The following is an 11,352-nucleotide window of genomic DNA, read 5'->3' as shown; positions in this document are numbered from 1 at the left end:
GCAGACCTGAAAATAATGCTCGCCGATGCATCTGAATCGCCGCCGGAAGAAACTGAAAACTGATAAGGGGGCTTGTCCTATACAAAAAGTTAGCCCAACTTCTATATTTCAAGAAGTTGGACTCGACTTTTTATGGTTTAGCGGACAGTAATAATATAATGTAGTGATAGCCTATGCCGTCAAAGCCGCGTTGGCGGTGCCAGCAGTCTATATCAGCTACGGTGACGTGTCGGCCGCGCGGGGTGGCGGTGCAGTGGATGATGAGGCGGGTGATGATGCGCATGGGGTGGAGCAGGGGGATTAAGGGTGAGAAAATAGGGTAGATCGGGAGATGTGTTGAGGTGTGTTGAGGTGTGTTGAGGTGTGTGGTGGGGTGTGTTGCCGGTGCAAAGTTACGGTGCATTTTCAGCCCAAAAGGTGCGATAATGTCACGAATATGAAAGAAAATGAGACATAATCCTCTGTGGCGTTGCGTCGGGAAATACATATGATATATGTGTAAATCACTCTTTGTCGGAGTTTGTCTAATTTTGTAACTGTGTAATATTCAGCAATTCAAAAGGATAAAATATGTACCAATCATGTGTAAAGCTATGTGCCGTCGCGGCACTTATGATGCCGTTGGCCGCCTCTGCCCGTCAAGCCACCGCCGTTGGCACCGGCAATCCTTATCTGCCGTTGTGGGAACACCTTCCCGACGGAGAACCGAGAGTGTTTGAAGACCCCGACTGTCTGGGTAAATACCGTGCCTATATAATAGGTTCGCACGATACGAGTTTTGACCGATATTGCGGCTCGGACATACGCATGTGGTCGGCTCCGGTCGATGACCTCACCGACTGGCGCGATGAGGGGGCGATATTCACCTACAGCGTTGGCGGAGAATGGGATATAATGTATGCCCCCGATCTTGTGGAAGTGCCCGACGGCAAGGGTGGCAAGGTGTATTATCTATATCCCCACAGCCGCGGGCCGCGCCGTGAGGCCATGGTGTGCAAGGGCTATCGTCCTGACGGTCCGTTTGTGCCGGTCAACCTCAATGCCGAGGGTACAGCCGTGACCGAGGGGAGTGTGCTGGGCTTTGACCCGTCGATATATATAGAGCATGTCACCGATCCGGCCGATCCTGACAGCAGGACCGGTTTCAGAGCCTATGGATTCTGGGGTTTCCAGCGTTCGCTTGCCGCAGAGCTTGACCAGAACACGATGTATTCAGTGCGTCCCGGCACCGAGACCATTCCCTATTTTATCCCCGCAAGCACCCATCAAGGCACTATACGTGACCCCGAGGGCACTGTGTATCCCGCTCTTATGAGCAATCAGAATCCGCTCGACTTCAACTTTTTCGAGGCCTCGTCGATACGTAAGGTCGGCAATAAGTATGTCATGATTTTCTCTGGCTTTTCAGGTCCGGAGTATGGTCTTGGCAACACCAACTCGACCCTTCGTTATGCCTATGGCGACAGTCCGTTGGGCCCGTGGCGCAGCGGAGGTGTGCTTGTCGACTCGCGCGGCGTGGTGGTCAACCGTGACGGCTCTGCGCTTCAGCTCACCAACGCCGGCCACAATACCCACGGCAGTCTTCAGGAAATCAATGGTCAATGGTATGTGTTCTATCACCGTCCTCCGCGCGGATTTGGCTTCGCACGCCAGGCGATGGTGGCTCCCGTCAACATTGTGTGTGACGAAAAGCCGGTGGCCGAGGGCGGACGTGTGGTCATCACTGGCTATGACCCGTATGCTCCCGATTGCACATGGACGGCCAAGGCTGCTGACGGCAGGGAATATACAGGCGCGGAGGTGACTTCGGAGGGTTTTCAGATATATGGTCTTGACCCTTATAAATATTATTCGGCCGGATATGCCTGCTATCTGTCAAACATCGGTGCGCAGACTGACTCGTGGGACATCTGGGACAACAGTATGCCCGTAGAGATGTCAGGCACTGACATCGTGGGTTTCAAGTATTTCGGATTTGGCGGACTCGACAGGGCCGAGAAGGGACTGAACCCGTTTAAAGGCACTGCCAAAGGCAACAAGACCAGGCTCAACCTTTTCCTTGCACCTGTCACCGACGAGGCTTTCAGCATAGATGTGATGCTCGACGGCCCGTGGGAGGGTGATGTGCTCGGCGGTCGGAAGATTGCCACTGTCAATGTTCCGGCCAAGTCGTCGGGCAAGACACGCCGCTTTACAGCCGATGTGTCGGATGTGGTGGACGGACTTGACAAAAAGCACGCCATATATCTTGTGGCCAATGCAGGCAAAGGCAGCAAAGTGTGTGTGCTCCACGGACTTGGTTTTACACGCAAGGGACAGACCATGAATCTCCCCGAGCCTCCCGGCGTGTCGATACGTGTCAACGGCAAGGAGATTGAACTCCCCTCGACCCCTGCGCGCATGACTGCCCTTAACGGCTATACAGGTTATAACAACTATGAGGTGTCATGCCGTATGCCCTCCGGAAAACGGCCCGAGGTGACCGCTTCGTCCGATAATCGCGCCGTCAAGGTGAAAGTGTCGCAGCCAGATTCATATCCCGGCACGGTCCGCGTCGATTTTGACTACAACGGTGTGGTCAAGACCTATCATGTGACGCTCAAATAGGGAGCCTGGCAGATATGCAAAAAATAAAGAGAGAGGCTGTGTGTGTGACACAGCCTCTCTCTTTATTTTTTGTATAGTCTCTTAAGCCTTGTTCTTGATGATGAGCACCTCGATGATTGAGATGGCGGTCTGCTCGGGGATTTCGAGCAGCTCGGCGAGCTGGTTGATGATCTCCTTCTCTTCGTCCTCTACTACGCCGTCGGCGAGAGCGATGTCAACCGCACAGGCAAAGGCTGTGAGCTTGAGGTCTTCGGGAAGGCCTGTAACCGAAGCCGCTACAAGTGCGCTGGCACCCTGGTTTTTGAGAATGCGGAAAAGTTTGTCGAACATCTTGTCGAAAGCGGGGCTTGAGAAGTTGTCATAGAGACGCAGACGACGGATGTATGATACGATGCCGTCCCACTCCGACTGAGCGATGCTGCCGTCAGCTCCGGCCATGGCGAGTGCTATACCTGCAAATGCTTCCTGTTTGGTGAGCATGTCCTCTTCGGGTACCTGCTTGAAGATTTTATCAAAAAGTCCCATTGTGTTTAGTGCGATTTGGTTTGATTATTGGTTAATGGAAAGATTAGGTAATGCAAATATAATAAATTTATTTTTAATGAAAACAAAAATGCGCGTAAATTTTACGCGCATCTATAATTTTTCAGCAATCACTGAGGTCACATGCCCGGCTCTTCGCGCAGGTGGTAGCTGTTGCGCAGCGACTCGAAGAGTGAGGGGGTGGCGCGGAGTGCACGGGTGTCGGCGAGTATGTCATATGAAATCGTGTCCTCACTTATGGTGTCGGGTACAGGTGATATGGCTGGGGCGTCGGCCTGTAGGGGCGACTCAAGGTTGAGGTAGGTCGACAGCATGTCGAGCACCATCTGTGTGGCGCGTATCTTGCCCTGACGCGAATAGCCTGCGATATGAGGGGTGGCTATCAGTGCCTGTGAGAGCAGGTGCGTGTCAATGTCGGGCTCACCCTCCCAGCAGTCGATGGCTACGGCTCCGATGAGGCCGCTGTCGAGCCCTTCGAGGAGTGCGCGGGTGTCGGTCACAGGGCCGCGGGCTGCGTTGAGCAGCAACGGCGAGCGTCGCAGCGAGGCGATGAAGTCGCGGTCGATGAGATGGTGAGTGGGGTGGGGGCCTGCGAGTGTGAGCGGGGTGTGGATGGAGATGGCGTCACATTCGCGTGCCAGGTCGGCAAGTGACGAGTATGTGTAACGGTCGGGAGCCGATGCCTGGAGAGGAGGGTCATTGACGAGTACACGCATGCCGAGCCCCTCGGCCCAGCGGATGAGTATTGAGCCGACGTTGCCCGCGCCGATGACTCCGAGAGTCACGTCGGCGAGTGGGGCGTTCGGGCCTATGTGGGTCCGGATGGCGGCAAGCACCCATTGGCCTACGGCCGGGGCGTTGCATCCGGGCGCGTTGGCCACGGTGATGCCGCGAGAGGCGCAGTAGGGGAGGTCGATGTGGTCGGTGCCGATGGTGGCTGTGCCGATGAAGCGACATGGTGAGCCGTCGAGCAGCGAGGCGTCACAGCGTGTGCGTGTGCGTGTGACCAGTATGTCGGTGTCGCACATTGTCTCGGACGTTATTTCCGAGCCCGGGAGCATGACCACGCGGCCAAGCGCGGAGAGAGGCTTTTCGATAAAAGGGATGTTGCGGTCAACTACGATTTTCATAATGCAGACCAGATGTAGAGAGCTGTGTAGGCAGCAAGGAGTACGAGTATCACTATATAGCCGCGTCGCGAGGCTGTGGCACGGAAGAAGTGTCCTATCTGGAAGGCCACGCAGGCATTGAGCAGAGTCACATAGTCGGGCAGCGCGGTGAAGTTGATCAGAGCGAGCACGCCCGTGTAGATGCCCAGCAGAGCGAGAAAGCCGTTGTAGGCGCGTGCCCTTGCGTTAAACCCGAGTATGCGCAGCAAAGCCGTGGAGCCGAACAGAAAGCCGGTGACCATCGTCAGTAACACCGTGCATAGAAACGGCCATCCGCCCGGGGCCTGGAGCAGCAGAGCCGGAGGTGTGAAGAAGATGTGGGGCAGACGCGGCAACGGCATGAGTCCGAGTCCGAATACTATCCATGCCGGGGTGATGAGGCCGATGAGCGCGGCGATGATTTTCTTGAACCGCAGGATGCGCATCTGCATCATGCCGGTCATGAAGAGCGGAAAGTAAAAGAGAAATTTCCAGTCGTAGAGTGTGCCGGCCCCGAGAAGACAGAATATCAGAAACACGCGCCTGTCGCTCACCCGCTCATTGTAGAGCGTGAAGAGTATCCACATGCACAGTATCATCACTGCAGCCAGCAGCGATGAGGTGCCCGCAAAGGCGGCTACTCCCGGGGTGGCGGCCGTGATAAAGAGGAAGTAGGCTGCGAAGAACACCGACAGCGTGCGCAGCAGTGTGAAGGTGCGGTTGATGGCTATCATGGCCACACCCGTGGCTGCGAGTATGGCAAAATTGAGCACGCAAGACAGCTCGGGGAATATCCCGAGCCATCCTGCGGGCGCAGTGAGTGAGGGGAGACACCTCCAGGTCATCCACGCCGAGAGGGCGGCAAGGATGCACGCCACTCCGCGCGAACGGAGTATGTTGGTGAAACGTGTCTCTTTTTTTGTCATTTCTTGATTTGGAGTATGGATTTGAGGTCGGCACCTATGTCGCGGCGGAAATATTTGCCCTCATAGTTGATGGCTGCGGCTCCGGCAAAAGAGCCTTTGAGAGCCTCGTCGATGTCGCTGCCGTAGGAGCTGCATGCGATGACGCGTCCGCCCGAGGTGAGGAGTGAGCCGTCGGGATTGAGTTTGGTGCCGGCGTGGAAAAGTATGGTGTCGCCACAGGCGTCGGTGCCGGTGATGACCTTGCCCTTGGCATAAGAGCCGGGATAGCCGCCCGAAACCACTACCACGGTGGTGGCATAGCGCGGGTCGATGGCCAGGGGCATGTCGCCGAGGTTGCCTGATGCTGCTGCCTGAAGGAGCGGGAGCAGATCGGAGGCGATGCGGAGCATCACTACCTCGGTCTCGGGGTCGCCCATGCGCACGTTATATTCGATTACCATCGGCTCGCCGCCTACCTCGATGAGTCCGAGGAAGATAAATCCGCGATAGGTGATGCCTTCGGCGATGAGTCCGTTGACGGTGGGGAGGATGATGCGCTCCTCGACCTTTTTCATGAAGGTCTCGTCGGCAAATGCCACGGGGCTTACCGCGCCCATGCCGCCGGTGTTGGGACCTGTGTCACCTTCGCCGATGCGTTTGTAGTCCTTGGCCACGGGGAGTATGCGGTAGCCGCCGTTGCCGTCGGTGAGCACGAACACCGAGCATTCGATGCCTTTGAGGAACTCTTCGATTACTACGGTGGCCGATGACTGTCCAAACATGCCCGAGAGCATCTCGCGGAGCGACTGCTTGGCTTCGTCGAGCGAGTCGATGATGAGCACGCCCTTGCCGGCAGCCAGGCCGTCGGCTTTGAGCACGTAGGGCGGGCGGAGCTCTTCGAGGAAACGTTCGCCTTCCTCGACAGTCTCGGCAGTGAAGCTGCGGTAGCGTGCGGTGGGGATGTTGTGGCGCACCATGAACTGCTTGGCAAAGTCTTTGCTGCCTTCAAGTGCCGCGCCGGCCTTGGAGGGACCTACGATGAGGGGCGCGCCTTCGCGTCCGGCAAAGTAGTCATATATGCCGGCTACGAGCGGGTCTTCGTTGCCGACCACAATCATGTCGACACCGTTCTCCTTGACAAAGGCGTCGATGGCCTCGAAGTCGAGCGGCGAGAGGCTGACATTTTCGCCATACGCGCCTGTGCCGCCGTTGCCGGGGGCTATGAAGAGTCGACGCAGCATGGGGCTTTGGGCTATCTTCCAGGCCAGGGCGCATTCGCGGCCGCCTGAACCGAGTAGAAGTACTGTGACGGGTGAAGTCTTTTCCTGAAGTGTCTCGCCCGCGTTGAAGGGGCTTTTTTCGGGTTGTGTGCTCACGGGGTATCTTAGGGTATTGAGGGTTGTTTGTATACTCATGTTTTAGAGAGTTTAGAGTTTATAGAGTTTAGAGTTTATGCATAGATCGGTTGTCACAAAATCTAACGATAAACTTTAAACTATAAACTATATAAACTTTTTATTCATCGTTAGATGAATCGGGACGTTTCCAGCGGCGGCGGGTGCGCATGAACGGGCCTTCGGACGGTGGGATAGAGGGCATCTTGGGTGTCTCGCCGAGGCTCTTGAGAGCATGGACGTTGCGGCGGCGTGCGAGCAGTTCCTCGGCCTCCGACTGGTGGTGTGAGCCCATGCGGCGTTCGCCGTCGCGGGCAGTCTCTTCCTTAAATTTACGTCTGCGCTCCTCGTTGCGGGCAAATCCGCCCGATTTCGGACGATATTTCTCGCTCAGCGGTGTGTCTTTGGGCAGGCCGCGGCGTGAGTCGCCTCTCTTGCCGCCCATGCCTTTCTCGCGGGCATCGCGGGTCCATTCGGCATCTGACTTGCGGGCAAATTTTTTGTTTTTGGGTTCGCGGGCCGGGCGGTCGCCCTTGATGGTGCCGCCGGCGGCGCGAAATTCGCTCTTGGAGCCTTCGAAGCTCACATATTCGCGCAGCTCGCAGTCAAGCCCACCGTTCTGGAGCTGTTCGCGCAGCGAGGGTGTGAGGCCGATGTGGGCCAGGCAGTCCTCGTTGGATGATATTACCCATGCGTGATAGCCGCAGAATACTTTCTTGAGCTTGGTGCCGATGGTGCGGTAGAGGTTTTCGATATCCTCGGGATTGATGCGCTCGCCATAGGGCGGGTTGGTGACCATTACGCCGGGTGTGCCTCCTGCGGGAGCCTCGTCCCAATGCTGGAGCGAGCGGACGCGCAGATTGATATACTCGTCCACGCCTGCCGAGAGGATGTTGCGTTCGGCTATGTCGATGGCTTTGGGTGATATGTCGGAGCCATAGATTTTGAAATCATACTCGCGGGGCTCGTCGGTCTCGCCCTCGTGGAGCACGCTGTCAAAGAGCTCGGGATCCCAGTCGCGCCACTGGGTGAAAGGCCATGTCTCGCGATAGGAGCCGGGCTTGATGTCGGCTGCTATCATCGCGGCCTCAATGAGAAATGTGCCCGAACCGCACATGGGGTCGACAAACGGGGTCTCGCCGCGCCATCCGCTCTTGAGGATGATGCCGGCCGCGAGCACTTCGCTGATGGGGGCGTCGGTCTGTGCCACACGCCATCCGCGCTTGTGGAGCGATTCGCCCGATGAGTTGAGCGAGAGGGTGACGCGGGTGCCGTCGATGTGCACATTGAGCATCACGTCGGCGTCGTTGAGGCGCACGCCGGGACGCTTGTCGGCTCCGAAGCGGTCTTTGAACCAGTCGACTATGGCGTCCTTGACGCGATAGGTGACGAAGCGCGAGTGGGTAAACTCGTTGGAGTGGCTTGTGGTGTCGATTGAGAAGGTCTTTCCGAGCGTGAGCACACTGCCCCAGTCATATTCCTTGACCATCTCGTAGAGCGAGTCGGGGTCGGTGGCTATGAATTTGTAGATGGGGCGCAGGATACTCAGTGCTGTACGGCAACACAGGTTGGCGCGATACATCATGGCGAGGTCGCCTTCAAACGACACCATGCGGCATCCCGGCTGAACGTTTTCGGCTCCGAGCGTGCGGAGCTCTTCGGCAAGGACATCTTCGAGACCCTTGAGGGTCTTGGCTACCATTTCAAATTTTTGTGACATAGACGTATATTGATGACTGGGTGTTTTAATTGTCGTGAGAGTTGGTTGAGGAGGGGTCGAGAGAACGAAAGTTGTCGGCGCGCGGCTGTACGAGTTTCTCGCCGGGCGACACGTCGCGCGTCACCCATAGGTTGCCGCCGATAACGGCACCGTCGCCTATGGTGACGCGGCCGAGTATGGTGGAGTTGGAGTATATCACCACGTCGTTGCCGATGATGGGGTGGCGTGGGATGCCTTTGACCGGGTTGTTGGAGTCGTCGGTTACAAAACTTCGGGCCCCGAGAGTCACGCCCTGATAGAGCTTGACGTTGTTGCCGATGATGGCAGTGGCTCCGATGACCACACCTGTGCCGTGGTCGATGACAAAAGAGTGGCCTATGGATGCACCCGGATGTATGTCGATGCCGGTGTCGGAGTGGGCCAGTTCGGAAATCATGCGTGGGATTACGGGAACTCCGAGCTTGAGCAGGGCATGGGCTATGCGGTGGCTGATGGTAGCGCGTATGCCGGGATAGCAGATGAGTACTTCGTGGGTCGATGTCGCCGCCGGGTCGCCGAGATAGGTGGCGTCGATGTCGGTATCGAGCATGCGGCGAAGTTCGGGCAGGGAGTCGATAAAGCTGTCGGCCGCCTCGGCGGCGCGCCGGTGGAGTTCCGGAAGGATTGTGTCGCAGTCAGTGTCGGCAAAGCAGAGCCCGGCAGCAATCTGGTGGACGAGCAGGTTACGCAACTCGTGGCATGCTAATGTGAGCATGGAGCGCATCACTGAGGGCGATTCGATAGTGTCGTTGAAAAATCCCGGGAAGAGCAGTCCTGACGACAGCTCTACAATGCGTTTGACCGAGATATTGGAGAGCACCGGCTCACCCTCGTGGCGACGCTCGGGACATGCGTGGTGCATGTCGGTATGACTGCACAGGCGGTCCACTATTTCGTCTATCCGTGTACGTGAGAGGGCGGGGTGTTCCATAATTTTAAATTTTGCATGAGGCGAAGAGGTTGTTTTAAAAACAATCTCTTAGAGAGTTTTCGTGTGCAAAGTTACGATTTTTACACGGGATTTTGTGCATGTTTGGAGATACAAAAGGACAAAAGTTACAAAAGAAGCATAAGTTAACAGTTAAAACTTATGCTTCTTTTGTAACTTTTGTCCTTATATAATTAAGGTGGGGGAAGTCTTAGAGAGCGTTAGAGATGTTGAAGCGTGCAAACTCGAGGTCGTTGGCAGCCTGAGAGGCCATGTTCTTGTCGAGTTTTACAGCCTGACGGAGATTAGAGGTCACCATCTGCTCGTTGCCGGTGCGTGCGCCGAGGACAGCCATCAGGTAGTAGGTTGTGGCGTCGGGGGCGTTGATAGCGGCGAGAGTGCTCTTGGCCTTGCTGTAGTCCTTGTTGAGAATCTGGGCGAGGGCGGCATTGTTGCTCTTGTCGTCTCCGAAAGCCTTAACGGCAGCCTTAACGTCGCCCTGCTTGAGATAGAGGAGACCGAGGGCGGGGTTGAGGTCGTTGAGGCCGGCAGCCTTGCCAAACGAGTTGTTGGCGGCGCGGAGGTCGTTGTTGACGAGAGCTACGAGGCCCTGGTTCATCTGCGACTCGGGAGCGTTGCCGTCAAGACGGGCAGCTTTCTTGAAGCTGGCCATGGCTGCGTCATAGTCGCCCTGCTGATACTGTACCTTGCCGAGATTGTTGAAGCCGCGGAAGTCGTTGGGGAAGAGACGGGTCGCAGCGGCATAGATAGCTTTCTTGCGGTTGAGGTCGTTGGTGAGGGTTGCGGTGTAGAGGAGCTCGTCGACGGTGAGTGTCGAGGGGTCGGTGTCGTAAGCCTTGTTGAGCTCTTCGTCGCTCTTGCCGATAACGTTTACGCTGGCAGTGATGCGAGAGTAGCGGAGCTGGGGCAGGATTTCGTCGGCAAGCTGGTCAAATACGCTCGAAAGGTTGCGGATTTCGCGCTCGCGCTGCTCGGGGTCCTTGTACATCGAGAGGACGCTGAGGATGAGGTCCTTGTCCTGGATGTTGCTGGCGGCTACGAGCTTCTGGAAACCTTCCCAGTCTTCGGGGGTGAAGTTGGCGGTGAGTTCGCCAAACTCGGTCACCTTGTCCTTCTTGAGAGCGTCGGAGAGGTATTTAGAGGTGTTCTTTTCGCGGTTTTCGGCCAGACGGGTGTTGAAGTCGAGGCTACCCTCGGGCGAAGCGTATGACTGGATGTTGATTTCCTCGATCTGACGAGATTCGTCGCCGGAAGCGGCGCGCAGGTCGCGGTGGAGGCGGAGCACTTCGTCGCTCTCAAGCTCGCTCTTGCGGAGGTTGGCCTGGTTGATGAGGAAGTGGATGTCGGCAGAGTATTTTTCGTTGATGATGCGCTGGAACTTGTCGTTGGCAGTGGCGGGAGTAAGAGTTCCGGCATTGGCGAGAGCGGCGGTGGCCACTACGCCGTCGGCAACCTTGACGCGGGGAAGCACATACTGCTTGCCTTTCTGGTCGACGGTGAAGTTGAGGTAGAGCTCTGACTTCTGCATGCCGGGCTGATAGAGATAGTTGACAGGAATGGTGACGGTGCCGCCGTTTTCATAAGAAATCACGGGGTTGTTGCCGCGCACTTTCTCGCCCTGATAGGTCATGGTTGAGGCCATCTCCTCAGTGGTGCCGTAAACGAGCACTGGTGTCACTGATACGGTGGCGTTCTTGACAAAGAACTTGGCCGGGATGTGGCCGGTGACTGTGGCGGGTACATGGGTGCCAACCACTTCGAGGGGGTTGGGGTTGGTGGTGAAATAGTCGGCTGCGAACTGGTTCATCTTCTTGTTACATCCTGTAAGGAGAACGGTCGAACCAACAACGAGCATCAGCCCTGAAAGCTTGTTCATAAGAATTAATGTATGAATGGTTTATGATAATTAGATTTCCCTTTTGTGAAAAGCGCATTAAAAGCCAATGGCAAAGTTAATATCTATATGTGAGTATTGCAAGAGTGAATTGTTAACATTACACAAAATTAAGAGATGCATGTAAGTTATGACACGTCGTGACATAGCTTT

9 protein-coding genes are annotated in these 11,352 nt (G+C 56.1%); 1 reads left to right on the top strand and 8 read right to left on the bottom strand.

Going from position 1 to position 11,352, the window contains the following annotated elements; translation table 11 throughout:
• Positions 1 to 130 precede the first annotated feature (130 nt).
• Entirely contained in the window at positions 131 to 403 is a 273-nt protein-coding gene (locus tag QGT73_RS07095; RefSeq protein ID WP_280121952.1) for a peptidoglycan recognition protein family protein, read from the bottom strand.
• 209 nt (positions 404 to 612) lie between these two features.
• Here QGT73_RS07095 and QGT73_RS07090 point away from each other — a divergent pair, with 209 nt between their 5' ends.
• Complete coding sequence (locus QGT73_RS07090; protein ID WP_280121953.1) at positions 613 to 2,607, top strand: glycoside hydrolase family protein; 1,995 nt, start codon at positions 613 to 615, stop codon at positions 2,605 to 2,607.
• A gap of 81 nt (positions 2,608 to 2,688) precedes the next feature.
• On the opposite strand, the gene QGT73_RS07085 is transcribed toward QGT73_RS07090, so the two are convergent.
• The 7 genes from QGT73_RS07085 to QGT73_RS07055 form a co-directional block, all read right to left on the bottom strand.
• Complete coding sequence (locus tag QGT73_RS07085) at positions 2,689 to 3,132, bottom strand: tellurite resistance TerB family protein (protein WP_123617314.1); 444 nt, start codon at positions 3,130 to 3,132, stop codon at positions 2,689 to 2,691.
• 137 nt (positions 3,133 to 3,269) lie between these two features.
• The gene (locus tag QGT73_RS07080) at positions 3,270 to 4,280 is read right to left on the bottom strand and encodes a 4-phosphoerythronate dehydrogenase (RefSeq protein WP_280121951.1); all 1,011 of its coding nucleotides are present in this window, start codon (positions 4,278 to 4,280) and stop codon (positions 3,270 to 3,272) included.
• Positions 4,277 to 5,224 (bottom strand): hypothetical protein, encoded by a 948-nt coding sequence (locus QGT73_RS07075; RefSeq protein WP_280121950.1) that lies wholly within the window; start codon positions 5,222 to 5,224, stop codon positions 4,277 to 4,279. The genes QGT73_RS07080 and QGT73_RS07075 overlap by 4 nt, the downstream gene beginning before the upstream one ends.
• Complete coding sequence (gene purD / locus QGT73_RS07070; RefSeq protein ID WP_280121949.1) at positions 5,221 to 6,618, bottom strand: phosphoribosylamine--glycine ligase; 1,398 nt, start codon at positions 6,616 to 6,618, stop codon at positions 5,221 to 5,223. The genes QGT73_RS07075 and purD overlap by 4 nt, the downstream gene beginning before the upstream one ends.
• Before the next feature lie 100 nt (positions 6,619 to 6,718).
• A complete protein-coding gene (locus tag QGT73_RS07065; protein WP_280121948.1) occupies positions 6,719 to 8,317 on the bottom strand; it encodes a THUMP domain-containing class I SAM-dependent RNA methyltransferase in 1,599 nt (532 codons plus the stop codon).
• Positions 8,318 to 8,342: 25 nt separating this feature from the next.
• Positions 8,343 to 9,287, bottom strand: coding sequence for a serine acetyltransferase (locus QGT73_RS07060; protein WP_280121947.1), 945 nt, complete (start codon positions 9,285 to 9,287; stop codon positions 8,343 to 8,345).
• A gap of 208 nt (positions 9,288 to 9,495) precedes the next feature.
• Positions 9,496 to 11,181 carry a tetratricopeptide repeat protein gene (locus QGT73_RS07055; RefSeq protein ID WP_280121946.1) on the bottom strand — a complete coding sequence of 562 codons (1,686 nt, stop codon included), beginning with the start codon at positions 11,179 to 11,181 and terminating at the stop codon, positions 9,496 to 9,498.
• Between the last annotated feature and the right edge of the window lie 171 nt (positions 11,182 to 11,352).

The organism is Duncaniella muricolitica, assembly GCF_910574735.1.
GTDB classification, from domain to species: domain Bacteria; phylum Bacteroidota; class Bacteroidia; order Bacteroidales; family Muribaculaceae; genus Duncaniella; species Duncaniella muricolitica.
This window is presented reverse-complemented; position numbering and strand designations above follow the sequence as displayed.

Excerpts from the sequence above, each read along its gene's own strand:
- QGT73_RS07095 (WP_280121952.1), bottom strand. The coding sequence starts at position 403 with ATGCACCGTAACTTTGCACCGGCAACACACCCCACCACACACCTCAAC.
- QGT73_RS07090 (WP_280121953.1), top strand. The coding sequence starts at position 613 with ATGATGCCGTTGGCCGCCTCTGCCCGTCAAGCCACCGCCGTTGGCACC.
- QGT73_RS07085 (WP_123617314.1), bottom strand. The coding sequence starts at position 3,132 with ATGGGACTTTTTGATAAAATCTTCAAGCAGGTACCCGAAGAGGACATG.
- QGT73_RS07080 (WP_280121951.1), bottom strand. The coding sequence starts at position 4,280 with ATGAAAATCGTAGTTGACCGCAACATCCCTTTTATCGAAAAGCCTCTC.
- QGT73_RS07075 (WP_280121950.1), bottom strand. The coding sequence starts at position 5,224 with ATGACAAAAAAAGAGACACGTTTCACCAACATACTCCGTTCGCGCGGA.
- purD (WP_280121949.1), bottom strand. The coding sequence starts at position 6,618 with ATGAGTATACAAACAACCCTCAATACCCTAAGATACCCCGTGAGCACA.
- QGT73_RS07065 (WP_280121948.1), bottom strand. The coding sequence starts at position 8,317 with ATGTCACAAAAATTTGAAATGGTAGCCAAGACCCTCAAGGGTCTCGAA.
- QGT73_RS07060 (WP_280121947.1), bottom strand. The coding sequence starts at position 9,287 with ATGGAACACCCCGCCCTCTCACGTACACGGATAGACGAAATAGTGGAC.
- QGT73_RS07055 (WP_280121946.1), bottom strand. The coding sequence starts at position 11,181 with ATGAACAAGCTTTCAGGGCTGATGCTCGTTGTTGGTTCGACCGTTCTC.